The sequence below is a fragment of the Clostridium sp. DL1XJH146 genome (genome assembly GCF_054819755.1).
In genome coordinates, this window is record NZ_JBTVVN010000013.1 from 61,419 (window position 1) to 79,550 (window position 18,132).

General features: G+C 30.0%; 11 protein-coding genes. 3 read left to right on the top strand and 8 right to left on the bottom strand.

Annotated elements, in window-relative coordinates; all coding sequences use genetic code 11:
• Window positions 1–98: 98 nt before the first annotated feature.
• Window positions 99–1,832: an ABC transporter ATP-binding protein gene (locus tag ACVHXK_RS08435; RefSeq protein WP_461205941.1), complete on the bottom strand. Its 1,734-nt coding sequence runs from the start codon at window positions 1,830–1,832 to the stop codon at window positions 99–101.
• Window positions 1,833–2,099: 267 nt separating this feature from the next.
• On the opposite strand from ACVHXK_RS08435, the gene ACVHXK_RS08440 reads away from it, so the two are divergent.
• Window positions 2,100–3,269, top strand: coding sequence for an NAD(P)/FAD-dependent oxidoreductase (locus tag ACVHXK_RS08440; protein WP_461205942.1), 1,170 nt, complete (start codon window positions 2,100–2,102; stop codon window positions 3,267–3,269).
• Between the two features lie 185 nt (window positions 3,270–3,454).
• Here ACVHXK_RS08440 and putP read toward each other — a convergent pair whose 3' ends face one another.
• Window positions 3,455–4,945, bottom strand: a complete 1,491-nt coding sequence (gene putP / locus ACVHXK_RS08445; protein ID WP_461205943.1) for a sodium/proline symporter PutP — start codon at window positions 4,943–4,945, stop codon at window positions 3,455–3,457.
• A 553-nt stretch (window positions 4,946–5,498) separates the two neighbouring features.
• Here putP and ACVHXK_RS08450 point away from each other — a divergent pair.
• Window positions 5,499–6,254 carry a hypothetical protein gene (locus tag ACVHXK_RS08450; protein WP_461205944.1) on the top strand — a complete coding sequence of 252 codons (756 nt, stop codon included), beginning with the start codon at window positions 5,499–5,501 and terminating at the stop codon, window positions 6,252–6,254.
• A 260-nt stretch (window positions 6,255–6,514) separates the two neighbouring features.
• Here ACVHXK_RS08450 and ACVHXK_RS08455 read toward each other — a convergent pair whose 3' ends face one another.
• From ACVHXK_RS08455 to ACVHXK_RS08470, 4 genes are all read right to left on the bottom strand, one after another.
• A complete protein-coding gene (locus ACVHXK_RS08455; RefSeq protein ID WP_461205957.1) occupies window positions 6,515–7,951 on the bottom strand; it encodes a glutamate synthase subunit beta in 1,437 nt (478 codons plus the stop codon).
• A gap of 13 nt (window positions 7,952–7,964) precedes the next feature.
• Entirely contained in the window at window positions 7,965–12,482 is a 4,518-nt protein-coding gene (gltB, locus tag ACVHXK_RS08460) for a glutamate synthase large subunit (RefSeq protein ID WP_461205945.1), read from the bottom strand.
• Between the two features lie 331 nt (window positions 12,483–12,813).
• Window positions 12,814–13,008 (bottom strand): hypothetical protein, encoded by a 195-nt coding sequence (locus tag ACVHXK_RS08465; protein WP_461205946.1) that lies wholly within the window; start codon window positions 13,006–13,008, stop codon window positions 12,814–12,816.
• A gap of 32 nt (window positions 13,009–13,040) precedes the next feature.
• Window positions 13,041–13,229: a small, acid-soluble spore protein, H family gene (locus ACVHXK_RS08470; RefSeq protein WP_461205947.1), complete on the bottom strand. Its 189-nt coding sequence runs from the start codon at window positions 13,227–13,229 to the stop codon at window positions 13,041–13,043.
• Between the two features lie 150 nt (window positions 13,230–13,379).
• Between ACVHXK_RS08470 and ACVHXK_RS08475 the strand changes: the two genes are divergently transcribed.
• A complete protein-coding gene (locus ACVHXK_RS08475; RefSeq protein WP_461205948.1) occupies window positions 13,380–14,030 on the top strand; it encodes a LysM peptidoglycan-binding domain-containing protein in 651 nt (216 codons plus the stop codon).
• A gap of 196 nt (window positions 14,031–14,226) precedes the next feature.
• Here ACVHXK_RS08475 and ACVHXK_RS08480 read toward each other — a convergent pair whose 3' ends face one another.
• Both ACVHXK_RS08480 and glgA read right to left on the bottom strand, forming a co-directional pair.
• Window positions 14,227–16,662 (bottom strand): glycogen/starch/alpha-glucan phosphorylase, encoded by a 2,436-nt coding sequence (locus tag ACVHXK_RS08480; protein WP_461205949.1) that lies wholly within the window; start codon window positions 16,660–16,662, stop codon window positions 14,227–14,229.
• A gap of 23 nt (window positions 16,663–16,685) precedes the next feature.
• On the bottom strand, window positions 16,686–18,122 hold the full coding sequence (gene glgA, locus ACVHXK_RS08485; protein ID WP_461205950.1) for a glycogen synthase GlgA: 1,437 nt from the start codon (window positions 18,120–18,122) through the stop codon (window positions 16,686–16,688).
• Window positions 18,123–18,132: the final 10 nt, after the last annotated feature.

The following is an 18,132-nucleotide window of genomic DNA, read 5'->3' on the forward strand; positions in this document are numbered from 1 at the left end:
ATTCAAAAATTTTGCACCAGCAAAATCATCCACAATTGCAAATTGCAAATTGCAAATTTTACATTGCACATTGCACATTGCAAATTGCACATTTCCTTTTAAATAGAGTCCGGTATATATCCTCTAAATTGAGCATTATATAGTTTCTCATAAATTCCATCCTGTTGGAGTAATTCTTCGTGTGTCCCTTTTTCTTGTACCCCTTTTTCAGTAAGTACAACAATTTCGTCAGCATTTTTAATTGTAGATAATCTATGAGCAACCACTATAGTTGTCCTTCCCTCCGACAATTTTTGAAGTGATTTCTGAATAATTAATTCACTAGCATTATCTAGTGCTGATGTTGCTTCATCAAGAATCAAAATAGGTGGATTCTTCAAAAACACCCTTGCTATAGAAATCCTTTGTTTTTGTCCTCCTGAAAGCTTAACTCCTCTTTCACCTATAAAAGTATCATACCCTTCAGGTAAAGTACTTATAAATTCATGAATATTAGCGTTTTTAGCAGCTTGAATGATTTGATCTTCATTTGCTTCAGGATCTCCATATAAAATATTTTCTTTTATTGTCCCTGTAAATAAGAAAACCTCTTGCTGTACGATTCCAATATTTTTTCTTAATGATTTTATTTTAATGTTATTAATATTATTCCCATCTATTTTAATATTACCTTCTGTTATCTCATAGAATCTTGGCAATAAATGACAAAGTGTTGTTTTACCTCCACCACTTGGTCCCACTAAAGCAAGAGTTTTCCCTGCATCTAAATTCAAGTCAATATTGGATAATATAGTTTTATTCTCATCGTATTTAAATGTAACATTCTCAAAATATATATTTCCATCTACCTTCTCTAAATTAATTGCGTCCTCTTCATCTTTTACTTCTGGTTCAATATCCATCAATTCGCAGAATCTCTCAAACCCAGCCATACCAGATTGATATATTTCAATAAACTGACTTAATCTCCTTACTGGATTCATAAATAATGATATATACAAGAAAAAAGCAAATAAATCTCCTGCATTAATTTTTCCATAATAGAAAAACAGTCCACCTGCTAGCATCATAACTACATTTAAAAAATTCAACATAAAATGAATGCCTGATAGAAACTGCGCCATATATTTATATGCATCAGTTCTAGCTACTTTGAATTGGTTATTGCCTTCATTAAATTTTTCTATTTCATATTCCTCATTTGTAAAAGATTTTGCTACCCTTACACCAGATATACTATTTTCTAATTGAGCATTTACAGTAGAAATCTTCTTCCTAACTTCTTTAAAAGCTAGCGACATCTTTTTTCTCCTGGATATAGCAAACCAAATTACTACTGGAATAAAAGCAAAAAGTATCAAAGTTAATGGTAAATTTACAAACGATAGAACAATAAAAGATCCAATAAACATAACAATAGAAATTAATAAATCTTCCGGTCCGTGATGTGCTAATTCAGAAATCTCCATCAAATCATTAACTATTCTAGACATAATACTTCCGGTCTTATTGTCATCAAAATATTTAAAAGGAAGGGTTTGAAGATGTCCAAATACGTCCTTTCTCATATCATACTGCATTCTTACCCCTATTATGTGTCCCCAATAATTAACAAAATAATCACACGATAATTTTACTATATATAAGAAAAGCATACCTACCACTAATAAAATAAGTATATTCAATTCTCGTGCTGGAATAACCTCATTAATTATTTTTCTTGTGATCATAGGATAAAACAAATCAATAATTGCTATTAAAGAAGCACACAATAAATCTAATGTGAATAATTTCATATGTGGTTTATAATAACTAATAAATCTTTTTAACATAACAGCCTCCTCTTTAAATACTACTCAAAAATCCAATAAAAAACTTTATTATCTAATTAGAAATTATATCATATGAAAGATAATGTGGCCAACTATAGCCCATTTATTATGGATTAAATAAAAACCTATCCAAATATGCCAACATTCAAATATTTATAAAATAATAGCTAATGCAAAATCCTCAAGATTGATAACACCGGAAATTTAATGTATAATACTTACCATATAGATTATTAATTAATAACCTATATTTAAAGGAGGAACAATATGAAATACTTAATAATTGGCGGAAGCGCCGCGGGTTTTAATGCTGCTAAAGAAATTAGAAACTTAGATAAAACTGCCGAAATAATTATGTTTTCTAAAGAAGAACACTTACCATATTTTAGGCCTCTAGTTTCTAAATCTATGGTCAAAAAAGTTCCAGATAAAAGATTTTATTTAGCACCAAAGGAATGGTATGAAGAAAACAATATTCAACTAAAATTATCAACTTCTGTAGAAAAAATATGCCCAGAAAATAATAAGATTATCCTTATTACTGGTGAAGAACTACACTATGATAAATTAATAATTGCAAGTGGAGCTAAAAACTTTATGCCACCTACTAAAGGTATTACAAAAAAAGGTATATTTACTCTTAGAGATATTACAGACGCCGAAAACCTTAAATCTTATATAAAAGACTTAAACAAAGCTGTAGTAATTGGTGGAGGCCTGCTGGGATTAGAAGCGGCTTTTGAACTAAAACAATTAAATAAAGATATTTCTATTGTAGAGTTTGATACTAAAGTGTTATGTAAACAAATTGATAATGAAGCAAGCTTAGTAATAGAACCTAAATTAAAGAACTCTGGATTAAATATATATCTAAATACAGTTTGTGAAGAGATTATTGGCGAAGATAGAGTCACAGCTATCAAATTAAAAAACGGTGAAATCATCGAAACAGATGCTGTAATATTTTCTATAGGAATACGGACTAATAAAAAAATCGCTGATGATTGCTCTATTAAAACAGATAGGGGAATTATCGTTAATTCTAAAATGGAAACATCTCATCCTAATATATACGCTTGTGGCGATGTAGCAGAATTTAGTGGTATAGTTTATGGTAATTGGCCTGCTTCAATTGAAATGGGTAAAATAGCAGGAATAAACGCAGCTGGAGGCACCTCAGAATTCACTGGTTTTGTTGGTTCAACTATATTCAATGCTGCTAATATAAGAGTTTTCTCTTGTGGCATAATCAATGAAAAGTTTGAAAGTTTTTCATTTGGGCAATTAGAAGATTTTAATTACGGAAAGTTATTCTTTGAAAAAAATAGTATAATTGGTGGCTACCTTTTAGGCAATATAGCTAACTCAACAAAAATTCTTAAAGCAGTGCGAGAAAAGTTTTCTAAAAATAAAGTAATTGAATTTTTAAATTTATAATTTTAACCGAGACTATCTTATACTAATATTGAACAAAATAATAAACTTACTCACCCATAGATCTATTTTAAGTTCATCCACCTGAATAATTATATCCCAATTGCTAACTGTTCATTATGACTTATCTTTTCCTAGAAAAATTAAAACCTCTGTTTATTATAAAACAGAGGTTTCATTTATTTATTTTAAATTCTACTAACCTCTTCATTAACTTTTGCAAATTCCTTCTTAATTTCCTCTGAAGGTTCTTTATCTATCAATGTAAATACTACAATAAAGAGCATTGAAACAATAAAGCCTGGAACTATTTCATATAAATCAAAAATTCCACCACTTAAATTTTTCCATACTATAACTGTTATCGCTCCACTTATAAATCCAGCTAACGCACCATTTCTTGTCATTCTATCCCAGAAAAGAGAAAGAATAATCGCAGGTCCAAATGTTGCCCCAAATCCTGCCCAAGCGTATCCAACCATACCTAATATTGAACTATTAGGGTTGTATGCTATAATAAATGCAATTGTAGCAACTACAACAACAGCTATTCTACTTACCCAAACAAGTTCTTTCTCTGATGCATCCTTCTTAATTAAAACCTTGTAAAAGTCTTCTGTTATAGATGAAGCTGTAACTAATAATTGTGAGTCTGCTGTACTCATAACTGCTGCTAAAACTGCTGCTAATAAAAATCCTGCAATAACTGGTGGAAACATATCACTTACCAATAACATAAATACAGTTTCTGATTCATTTAGTACTAATGTTTGAGTAAGATAAGGTACCCCAACCATTCCTATAATAACAGCTGCTGCTAATGAAATAGCAACCCATACCATAGCTACCCATCTAGCTTTCTTAATTTCTTCTTTTGATTTTATTGCCATAAATCTTACTAATATATGAGGTTGACCAAAATATCCAAGCCCCCAAGCTGCTAATGATATAATTGCAATAAATGACATTGCTGATCCATCAACTGATGTAAACGGATTCATTAATTCAGGATTAAAATTACTTATTGCTGAAAATGTTTCTCCAACACCACCTAATTTAAAAAATCCAATGATAGGAACAACTAAAACTGCAAGAAACATCATTGCCCCTTGGAAAAAGTCTGTCCAGCATACTGCCATAAATCCGCCTAAAAATGTATATGAAACAATAACCAAAACGCCTATTATAAGTGCATTGATATAAGATATATCAAATACTGTGCTAAACAATGTCCCACCAGCTACAAAACCTGATGCTGTGTAAATTGAGAAGAACACTAAAATTAATATAGCTGAAATAATTCTTAATATATTAGATCCATCTTTAAATCTATTTTGAAAGAAATCAGGTAAAGTTAATGAATCTCCTGCAACTTCAGTATAAACTCTTAACCTTTTAGCTACTATCTTCCAATTAAAATATGTACCTATTGCTAAACCTAATGCAATCCAAATAGCTTCTAATCCAGCTAAATATGCATACCCTGGCAATCCCATAAGCAGCCATCCACTCATATCTGAAGCTTGAGCACTAAGTGAAGCTACCCACCCATTTAAAGACCTTCCACCTAAAACGTAATCTGATAAACTTTTAGTTCTAAAATAAAAAATTAGTCCAATCGCCATCATGATTGCTAAATAAATAACAAACATAGCAATGACCGTAGTATTAAAATTCATATTTTTCTCCTCCATTATAATGTTTTATTAAAATATCATGTTTAATGATATTTATATACGCATTTACTGGATATTCTACGTATATTTTATCAAAATATCAACGAACGAATTTATACAGTAGTTTTTACTGAATACGTAACACATATAATTATAATCATAACATTAAAACTTATAAAATCTTACTATTTTTGTATTGGCATATTTCTTCAAATATATTATTTTTATTCACTACAGTAGTAAAATTATATTAACCCAAAGTTTTATTGAATTATATATTGTAGAATGATAATAAGAAATGTAAATCAGAATTGTAACTACTTGGTATATAGGAAATATCATCTTATTCAATCCATTTAAAAATACTAGATGCAAATTCATTCATAAACACAACAATATAATTATATTCCTTTACTAGGTTTTTGTCAATTTCCACTGGTTATATACCTATCCTCCATTAAATTATTATTATTTTTTTATTAATATAAATAAAACAAGTGACACTTATTCCATAATTTGGTATAATTAATTGTATAAATTTGGAAGGAGCGTTCATATGTATTGCTATCAAGAAAAAGAATGCATCAGAATATTACCAAATAAGATAAATTACGAGAAAAACAATAAAGATAAAAAATACTTTAATAAGAGATATGCCGCTTTATATATAACTTTACTCTCTTCTCTACTGTATTTAAGTTACAATCCTCTTTTATCTAAAAAAGAAGTAGAAGCCGCAATAGAAGAAAAAATTTATGATGATGCTAATTTTACAAATGATCTATATAAACTAAATAATAATACACTTAACACAAATAATTTGTCCAAACTTATGAGCTCTGACCTAAAATCTGAAAATAAACAAATTATAATAAATTCATTGCCAATATACTTAAGATATCAAGAAATTAATGTAGACAAATTACAATCTTATCTTGAAGGGAGGAATTCAATACTTTCTCAATCACCATATTTTGAAACTATAGTAGATGTTTCAATGGAATATAATATTAATCCTTTACTTATGTTTGCTATAACAGGACAAGAACAATCTTTTGTTCCCGACGACAAAAATTATTCCAGAACCATAGCAAACAATCCATTTAACGTCCATGGCAGTTGGGTAAAATATAATACAGATATAAGAGATTCTTCTGAAATAGCTGCAGGTGTTATATTAAAATTAAGTAAAGGAAGGCCCGATGGTTATAACGCATTTCAATGGATAAACAAAAAATATGCTGAAGATCAAAATTGGTATATTAGCGTTGAAAAAATTTTTAATATGCTCAATGACAAATGCTCCCTTTAATTTAATGTCTTTTTTAAAGAATTATTGTTTTATAAAGTTTTGTTCCTATTTATAACTTTTCTTTATGAAAAATTTGCAATGTTCAATTTGTAATTGTTGTTGGTTTTCTGCCCTATGGTCAGAAAATCTTTAATTATTAAATTAATTCAAAGATTTTTCGTAGCAAAATCATCGTTAATTGCTAATTGCAATTTGCACTCTTTATTTAAAAAGTACTGCACTCTATGGATAAAAAAAGTTCGCCATCACGGCGAACTTTTTTATCCATTTAAATAACTATATCCCATTAAAAATTCATCTACAGATTTAGCAGTTGCTCTTCCATCTGCTATAGCTCTTACAACAAGTGACTGTCCATTTTTCATATCTCCTGCTGAGAAAACCCCTTTAACATTAGTCATATTATTTTCATCTGTCAATATGTTTCCTCTTTTATCATAATTAACTCCTAATTCATCAAGTAATCCATTATGCTCTGGATGAATAAATCCCATAGAAATCAAAATTAAATCTACTTTTAATTCAAAGTCACTATTTTCTTTTTCATTCATATTCCATCTTCCATTATCATCTTTGGACCATTCTACTTGTACACCTTTAATAGCCTTAACCTTACCTTTTTCTCCAACAATTTCTTTTGTAGAAACATTCCATCTTCTTTCACAACCCTCTTCATGAGATGTTGTAGTCTTTAATGTTTTGGGGAATAATGGCCAAGGCATTGTTTCATCTCTTTCTTCTGGTGGCTTAGGTAATATTTCAAATTGATAAACTTGTTTTGCACCTTGCCTTATTGAAGTACCAACACAATCTGAACCTGTATCTCCCCCCCCAATAACTAGTACAACTTTATTCTTTGCTGAAATATCTTTATCCTCAAATTTCACTTTAGAAACTCTTTTGTTTTGTTGTTTAAGGAAATCAACGGCAAAATATGTTCCTTCAAATTCTCTTCCTTCTACAGCTAAATCTCTAGGTACAGTTGAGCCGCCAGTCAATACAACAGCATCAAACTCTTCTTCTAATTCCTCTACCCCTACATCTACTCCTACATTTACATTAACTTTAAATATTATGCCTTCTTTTGCCATAAGGTCAATTCGTCTATCTACAACCTTTTTGTCGAGTTTAAAATCAGGAATTCCATATCTTAATAATCCGCCAACTTCATCCTCTCTTTCGAAAACTGTTACTTCATGACCTACTAAATTCAATTCTGCTGCAGTAGCTAAGCCTGCTGGACCTGAACCTATTATCGCAACTTTCTTACCTGTTCTTACTTTTGGTGGATTTGGTTTAACTAATCCTTCTTCAAAGGCTTTTTCAACAATTGTATATTCCAGTTCTCTGATAGATACTGCTTTAGAATTATACCCAAGTGTGCATGAAGCTTCACATAAAGCAGGACATATCCTACCTGTGAATTCCGGAAAATTATTTGTCATTATTAATCTTTTATAAGCAGCTTCCCATTCTCCTTTATATGCCATATCATTAAAATCAGGAGCTAAATTCCCAAGTGGACATCCCCAGTTACAAAATGGAGTACCACAATTCATACACCTAGCAGCTTGATCCTTTATTTCTTCTTCTTCTAATGGGACATAAATTTCTTTATAATCTTTTACTCTTTCTTCTACTATTCTTTTATTAAAATTTTTCCTATCAATTTCTTTAAATGCACCTTTTTTACCCATCATTCACACCTCCTTATGAAGCTTTTTCTTCATTTTTATTTTTCTCAAGAATCTTTCTGAAAGCACTTGGAATAATTTTCACAAATTTATCAACATATTGTTCCCAATCATTCAATATTCTCTCTGCCTTTTTACTTTCTGTATATTCAAAATGCTCTTTAATTAAATCATAAACTATTTCCGCTTCTTGTTTATCAATCTTTTCATAAAGCTCTAAATTATCCTGCTTACAATTCTCTTTTATACTATCATCTTCATTAAGAACATATGCTATTCCACCACTCATACCAGCACCAAAGTTTCTATTAGTCTTGCCCAATACAACTACTGTTCCACCTGTCATATATTCACAACAATGCTCTCCTACACCCTCAACTACTGCTGATGCTCCACTATTTCTAACAGCAAATCTTTCTCCAACCATGCCATTTACAAATAGTTTACCTGAAGTTGCACCATAGAGTATTGTATTACCAGCTATATAATTTTCTTCTGCTTTAAATCCTGCATTTTTAGGCGTTTTTAATGCAACTTTTGCACCTGATAATGATTTGCAAACATAATCATTTGCATCACCTTCAAGGATCATAGTTAAACCTTTCATACCAAAAGCACCGAAACTTTGACCTGCTGAGCCATAGAAATTCAATTTTATAGTATCTTCTGGAAGTCCTTCTGAACCATATAATTTAGCAATTTTTCCACTAAGCATAGCACCAACAGTTCTATCTACATTATTAATCTCAAAACTTCCTCTTACTTGCTTATTGTCATTCAACGCTGGCTGAGCTACTTGAATTAAATCATAATCCATAGATTTACTTATTCCATGATCTTGTGCTATTACGCAGTATGGCTTTATTCTCATTGGCATATCTGGCTTATAAAGTATACTTGCTAAATCAAGTCCTTTAGCCTTGTAGTGATTTATTGCTTTTTTTGACTCAAGCTTATCTACTCTTCCTATCATCTCATTCATAGTTCTAAATCCTAATAAGGCCATGTATTCTCTTACTTCTTGAGCTACAAATTTAAAATAATTGATTAAATATTCTGGCTTACCTTTAAAACATTTTCTCAAATCAGGGTCTTGAGTCGCAATGCCCATACTACAATTATTACTATGGCAATCCCTTAATAAGACACAACCCATTATAACTAATGGAGCTGTTGCAAAACCATATTCTTCCGCTCCTAATAAAGCAGCTACAACAACATCTCTTCCTGTTTTTAATTGTCCATCAGTTTGAAGTCTAACTCTACTTCTTAAATTATTTAAGAGAAGTACTTGATGAGCTTCTGATAAACCAATTTCCCAAGGAACACCTGCATATCTTATTGAAGAAAGTGGTGCTGCTCCTGTTCCACCATCATGTCCACTAATTAGTATCATATCTGCGTGAGCCTTTGCAACTCCTGCTGCAACAGTTCCAACCCCAACTTCTGATACAAGCTTCACACTAATTCTCGCATCTGGATTTACACATTTCAAATCATATATTAATTGAGACAAGTCTTCTATTGAGTAAATATCATGATGAGGTGGTGGTGAAATCAAATCAATACCAGGTGTAGCATGTCTAATTTTAGCAATAAATTTGTCTACTTTTTTACCAGGAAGATGTCCACCTTCACCAGGTTTTGCTCCTTGCGATACTTTAATTTGTAGTTCATCAGCATTTACTAAGTAATTCGCTGTAACTCCAAATCTCCCTGAGGCAACCTGCTTAACCGCACTTCTTTTATCATTTCCATACTTGTCTACTTTAAATCTTGCTTCGTCTTCTCCACCTTCGCCCGAGTTTGACCTTGCTCCAATTTTATTCATTGCCATAGCTATAGTTTCATGGGCTTCTTTACTTAAAGAACCCATTGACATAGCTCCTGTACAAAATCTTTTAAGTATTTCACTAACTGGCTCTACTTCATTTATTGGTATTGAATTTCCTTTTTTTATATCTAATAATCCTCTAAGAGTGCATAAATTTTTACTTTGATTATTAATTAAACTTGCATATTCTTTATATAAGTCATAATCATTTCTTCTAGATGAAAGTTGTAATTTATAAATTGAATCTGGATTAAATAAATGGAATTCACCATTTTTTCTCCAAGAATATAATCCACCAACTTCTAATTCATCATTAGGTTTTCTAAGTCTATCAAAAGCTTTTTCATGTCTGATAAGGACTTCTTCACCTACTGTGTCAAGTCCAATACCACCAATTCTAGTAGGAGTTCCACAAAAATATTTATCAACAAACTCATCAGATAGCCCTAATGCTTCAAATATTTGTGCACCATGATAACTTTGTATTGTACAAATACCCATTTTGGATAATATTTTCATCAAACCCTTGTTTATAGCTTCAATATAATTTTCTACTGCTTTTTCTTCTGAATCTACTTTTAATTTATTTCCACGATATAAATCTTTTATAGTTTCATATGCTAAATATGGATTTACTGCTGTTGCTCCATATGCTATTAACTGAGCAAAATGAGTAGTTTCCCTTGCTTCCCCAGTCTCAACAATCAATGATATTTTTGTTCTTGTTTTTTCTTTTATCAAATGATGTTGTATAGCAGAAACTGCAAGCAAACTAGGTATAGCAGCTTCATACCCATCTACTTTTTTATCTGATAAAACTAAAATATTATACCCTTCTTTAACTCTTCTAGATGCTCTACTACAAATTAAATCAAGTGCATTCTTAAATCCATCTATTCCACTATCAGTTTTAAATGTAGTTGGTATTGTTGTTGTTTTAAATTCTTCATTCCGAAGTGATTTTATTTTCTTCATATCTAAATCAGATAAAACTGGAGTTTCAAGTAAATAATACGGATGATAGTCAACTTCCTTATACAATATATTATCCTGAGCACCAATATAATTTTGAAGAGACATAACTACGCCTTCTCTTATTGGATCTATAGCAGGATTTGTAACCTGTGCAAAGAGTTGTCTAAAATAATTAAATAATAATTGTGGTCTATTTGATAAAACCGCTAAAGGTGTATCATTTCCCATAGAGCCTAAAGGCTCTTTACTTTCTTCTGCCATATACTTAACTACTTTAGTTAAATCCTCTAATGTATATCCAAAGGCTTGTTGTCTTTCCTTTAAACTTTCTTTTCTTACATCTGAAATTCTTTCTTCTATTTTAATATCATTTAATGAATACTTAGATTGTTTAATTATTTCTTCATAAGGTTTCTTTAATATAATGTTTGTTTTTATTTCTTCATCATAAAAAACTTGTCCCTTTATAGTATCAACAATCATCATCTTACCCGGATCTAGTTTGCCTTTTGCAATAATTTCTTCTGGATTAAAATTAATAACACCATATTCTGAAGCCATAACAATCTGACCACTGTCTGTAATTACATACTTTGCTGGTCTAAGACCATTTCTATCTAAGGTAGCTCCTATTCTATCACCATCTGTAAAAAATACAGCAGCTGGTCCATCCCAAGGTTCAATAAAAGAGCCATGGTATTCATAAAAAGCCTTTTTATGTGGAGACATTTTTTCATCATTTTCCCAAGCTTCTGGGATTAACATCATCATAGCATGCTCTATTTGTCTATCATCTTTTACTAATAATTCAAATGCATTGTCTAAAGAAGCAGAATCACTGCAATTCGGAGTTATAATTGGAAATAATTTTTTCAAATCTTTCCCGAATTTTTTAGTATTCAAAACTCCCTCACGGGCATTCATCCAGTTTCTGTTTCCTCTAATTGTATTTATTTCACCATTATGAGCTAAATATCTAAAAGGTTGTGCTAAATCCCAAGTTGGAAATGTATTAGTACTAAATCTTTGATGTACCAATGCCAAAGCACTCTTAAAATTTATATCATTTAAATCTAGATAAAATCCACTTATTTGATCTGCTAAAAGCAAACCTTTATATACAATATTTTTATTTGATAAACTACAAATATAAAAATACTCAGTTCCTCTTTCTAAAAGTCTGTTAACTTCTTTCTCTGTTCTTTTTCTTATAATATATAGTTTCTTTTCAAATTCTTCATAACTTTTATTGTTTTTATCAATAAATAGTTGTCTAATAATTGGCTGAGTTCCTTTTGCTGACTCTCCTATCCCTCTATTATCAACAGGAACAGTTCTCCAACCTAATAATTTTAAACCTTCTTCTTCTACTGCCCTTTCAAAAATACCTTCACATTGATATCTAAGCGCCGGTTCTTTAGGTAAAAATGTCATCCCTACTGCGTAATCTCCATAAGCTGACAATTCTATTCCAATATTATCACAAGTAATACGGAAAAATTCGTCTGGTATTTGAACCATTATTCCAGCTCCATCACCAGTTTTAGGGTCAGATCCTACTGCACCTCTATGTTCTAATTTCCATAATATTTTCAAGCCATCCTTAACTATACCGTGAGTTTTTTCCCCTTTGATATTGGCGATAAACCCAACTCCACAATTATCTTTTTCAAATTGTGGGTCATATAATCCCTGCTTTACAGGAAATCCCCTTTTAACATCCATTATAATTCCTCCTATACAAAATATGAATTATGCCTCATATAAATTGTGCCCCCTACTATAAAAACAAAAATTAGATTACTAAATATTATATATTTATTCATACTTTTTTTCAACATTAATAATTAATATACTTAAAATTAATAATGTAATCTTTGTGAAATTACTATATTTATAGCATTCTTTGGTTGTTAAATAGTAAATTTATATACCAAAAAGGAAAAACTTACTAAAAATTACATTCCCATAAGCTTTCCCTCATTTATAATTATTCATTTTTTATTATAAAAATTCTAACTATTTATTTCTCTCTTTACCAGAATTTTAGTTTATTTTATTTATCTTCTTCCATATTACTAGAAATACTAAAAGCCATAGTTTGAAAATCACTATAACTTTGAGGTGTTTTTTTTATAAATTTAATTATTCTACCACTTTCATCATAAACCTCTGTAATCCCTTTTGTGGAATTCGATTTAAAAATCAAATTTCCTATTCTATATTCATATACCTCTCTATTAACAAACATCTTCTCCCTCCTATAACTCTATAAATCTCCTATTATCTAATTTCTCCTGGATCAACCAATTCTTTAACATATGCACATTCAATTGCTTGAGTATCTAGTAATCTTATTTGAGCTATCCTAGCTATTTTATCGTATCCTTCTATCCATACTGGATGACCATTATAAAGAATATTATGCTTTTGATTTGATTGAATAATTTCTTCTAATTTATTAAGTTGCATATTTAACGCCCCCTTAGATATTTTATACCCACTTCCACTTACTATGCTATTAGTATTGCTAATCAATCAAAATTTATGTAATAAAATTTCAAATTTTATGTTTACTTTTTTTTAATATGGAAATAATTACAGAAAGAGGAGGTGGTATGGATGAAATTTCTCAAAAAACCATTGTTTTTAATCACTACCATTGTAGTAATAGCTGGCAGTCTAATATTAATTATTACTCTCACTAATACAAATAATAAGGTTCATTCAAACGAAGCTGTTCAAGTAGAAAATACTTCTCAGAATGAAATTGAAAATACACCTAGTAGTAGTGATTTAACAAAAGAAGAAAATATTAAAGAAACTACTGTTGAAGATGAGTATTACAATTATACTGTAAAAGAAGGAGATAGTCTTTATTCTATCTCAACTCAACAAATATCATGGACTTCATATTCCAATGCTTTAAAAATGATAACTGAGATGAATAATTTAATTGAAACAGATTCACTTCACATTGGAGAAGTCCTTATTATTCCAATAAATGATATTGATACTTCAAATTGTACTTCTTATACTATAAAAGAAGGCGACACCTTATACGGTATAGCTTCGGATTTTTATTCAAATATAGAACCTGAATATAGTGTTCAATCTCTAATGGATAAAAACAATATTTACGACCCAAAAGAGCTAACAGCTGGTAGACAAATTTTCCTTCCAGATGCTAGTGAAGTAGCTTCATCTAATACTAGCGACACTGCTTGCACAGCTAATTCCACTACTAATAATGTTACTGATACTATCGATTAAAAAAAGAGATGTTTTAGCTTTGCTAAAACATCTCTTTTTTTTACTAACTTATATCCACTTTATAATAATTGGGCTCTATTTTAAAGAATTGTTGGTTTATAAAGCCTTGTTTCTATTAATAGTTTTATTTATAATCAATTTGCAATTATTGTTGATTTTGAGTAGCAAAATCATCCTTAATTGTGAATTGATAATACTATTTAATAAAAACAGGTTTAGTATTCCAAATCTCATTTGCATAAGCTCTAATTGTATTATCTGAGGAAAAAATACCTGAATGTGCAATATTAGTTATAGACATTTCTAACCATTTATCTCTATTCCTATATAATTGATCTATTGTATCTTGTGCTTTAACATAAGAATCAAAATCTTTTAAAACAAAGTATTCATCATTTGAATTAAGTAAAGCATTATATATTGATTTAAACTCTTCATGGGAAACTCCATAATATCCATCCATCATTTGATCAATTACTCTCTTTACTCGATTATCATTGTTGTAATAATCTCTTGAACAATATCCACCATGTTTCTCATAATTCATAACTTCATCGGCTAACATACCAAAGGTTACAATATTATCGTCTCCCACAGCATCTCTAATCTCAATATTCGCGCCATCTAATGTAGCTAGTGTTATTGCTCCATTCATCATGAATTTCATATTACCTGTTCCTGATGCTTCTTTTGAAGCCGTTGATATTTGCTCACTAACATCTGCACATGGAATAATTTTTTCTGCCAAGGAAACTCTGTAATTTTCAAGAAAAACTATCTTAATTTTATCATTTATTGTTTTATCATTATTTATTTTATTTGCAACAGTATTTATAAGTTTTATAGTTTCTTTTGCTAAATAGTAACTAGGAGAAGCTTTGGCTCCAAAGAAAAATGTTCTTGGCTCAATATCTAAATTGGGGTCTTCTTTAAGCCTATTATATAAATTCATAATGTTTAACACATTTAAAACTTGTCTTTTATAAGCATGCAATCTTTTTACTTGAACATCATAAATTGAATTTGGATTTATTTTTACACCATATTTATTGAAAACATGATCAGCAAATTGTTTCTTATTCTCTTGTTTGATTTCATATATTTTGTCTTTAAAAGAAGGATCTTTAGAAAACTTCAAAAGAGAAATTAGTTTTTTAGGATCATTTATCCAACTATTACCTATAGTTTTGTTTATCAATTTTTCTAACTCTGGATTAGACTGAATAAGCCATCTTCTATGAGTTATTCCATTAGTCTTATTGTTAAATTTATTAGGATAGAATCTATTAAAATCCACTAATTCTCTATTTTTAAGTATTTCAGTATGAAGTTTAGCAACTCCATTTACAGAGTGACCTCCAACTATAGCTAAATTTGCCATTCTAATTTTACCGCCATGTATAATAGCCATATTATCTACTTTTCCATAGTCATTATCATGTTGAGCTAATATCTCACCTTTAAATCTATTATCAATTTCTTTTATAATTGTATATATCCTTGGTAAAAGCTTTTTGAAGATATTTTCATCCCATTTTTCTAAAGCTTCTGATAATATTGTATGATTAGTATATGAAATAGTATTTGTGGTAATTCTCCATGCTTCATCCCATGTTAATTCCTCATCATCAACTAATATTCTCATAAGTTCTGGAACTGCCATTGAAGGATGTGTATCATTTACATGAATGCTTATATGTTTATCAAAATCATTGATTCTTCTATCCCCATCTTTATAACTTCTAATAATACTTTGTATTCCAGCACTTACCATAAAATACTGTTGTTTTAATCTCAATATCTTTCCATCAGTATGTGAATCATTTGGATATAAAACTGAAGAAATTGATTCAATTGCACTTCTACTTTTCTGAGCCTGAGTGTAATCCCCCTTACTAAACTCGCATAAATCAATTTGCTCATTATCATCAGGAAGCTCCGCACTCCAAAGTCTCAATGTATTTACCGTATTATTTTCAAATCCAATGACAGGTGTATCATAAGGAACAGCTTTAACCGCAGTATAATTCTCATGAATAAAATTTAATCTCCCATTGACCATAGAAGATGTAATATTTCCTCCCAATTTTACTATTACTGCTTTACCATCTTTCCTAGTCTCCCAAACATTACCTTCTCTTAGCCAATTATCTGGAATTTCAGCTTGATATCCATTTACAATTTTCTGTTCAAATAACCCATATCTATATCTTATACCACAACCATGTCCAGGTATACCAATAGACGCCATTGAATCTAAAAAACAAGCTGCTAGTCTACCAAGTCCACCATTGCCTAGTCCTGCATCTGACTCTGCTTCTTCTAATTCATTAAAATTTATACCTATTTCTTCTAGTGCTTCTCTACATTCTTTTTCAATACCTAAGTTAATTAAATTACTTTTTAGTAGACGTCCTATTAAAAATTCCATAGAGAAATAATAAACTTGTTTATCGCCTTTTTCTCTATAAGTCTTATTTGTCTTCATCCAATTCTCAGCACTGTAATCTTTTATTAAACTACCTAATGCTAAATATTTTTGTAAATTTGATGCCTTATCAATTTCTACGGAAAATAAATTAATCAATTTTTTCTTAAAATCATTTTTAAACGAATTTTTATTAAACTTCATAAGTTCCTCCTTTAAAATAGTTATTAATGTGTTTGTACCCAATGGTACATATCAATATATTCTTTTGCTGATTTTTCCCAGCTATAATCTCCCTCCATAGCTCTTTTAACTAAGTTATCCCAAATATTCTTATTCCAATAAAATCCTATAGCTCTTCTAATTGAATACAATAAATCATGTGCATTATAACTAGTAAATGAAAATCCATTTCCTTCATCTATGAATTCATTATATGCTTGAACTGTATCATTTAATCCTCCTGTCTCTCTTACCACTGGTATAGTGCCATATCTTAGTGATATTAATTGACCTAATCCACAAGGTTCAAACCTTGATGGCATTAAAAACATGTCTGATGATGCATATATCTTGTTTGCTAAATTTGCATCAAAGTATATATTAGAAGACATCTTATTGGGATATTTCCATGCAAAATACTTAAACACATCTTCATACTCCTTATCTCCTGTTCCTAATATAACAATTTGTATGTTTTCTTGTAATAACTCTTCTAACATATAAGCTACTAAATCTAAACCTTTTTGCTCAGTTAACCTTGTAACCATAGTTATTATTGGTATATCTTTATTAACCGGTAATCCGAGCACTCTCTGCAATTCTTCTTTATTAAGAGCTTTTCTATCGATAGAATTTACATCAAATTTATAAAAAATACTTTCATCTTGACTAGGATTGAACAAATCTACATCTATACCGTTTGTAATACCAAACAAGTTATCCTTTTTACTTTGTAATAATCCTTGGAGACCTTCGCCAAAATATTCACTTTGTATTTCTTGAGCGTATGTAGGACTTACTGTAGATACTGCGTTAGCAAACATAATCCCACCTTTCATATAGGAAATGCCATCATAGAATTTAATTTTCTCTTCAGCATACCAACTTTCATCAAGATCCAAAAGTTCAGTAAGCATTTCTGGACCAAATACACCTTGAAATTTCAAATTATGTATTGTAAATATAGTTCTCATGTCTTCATAAACACCATTTTTTTGAAAATGCTCTTGTAATAACGGTATTGCCATTGCAGTATGCCAATCATTACAATGAAGTATATCAGGAATAAAATCATCCAAGTGTACTATAGCATCTAAAATGGCTTTCGAAAAATATGCAAATCTTTCTCCATCATCAAACTCTCCATATGCTTGTGCTCTATCAAAATAATATTCATTATCTAAAAAATAAAAAGGTACATCATCATAAACTAACTTATATATGCCACAATATTCATATCTCCATCCAACAGGTACATAAAACTCATATAATTTTGTCATTTGATCTTTATATTTAGAATTAATCTTACTATATTTAGGCATAATCACCCTTGCATCTACCCCTAATTTTCTTAATGCCTTTGGTAATGCATATGCTACATCACCTAATCCTCCTGTCTTCAAAAATGGATGTGATTCTCCTGACGCAAATAAAATTTTCATAATCCACTGC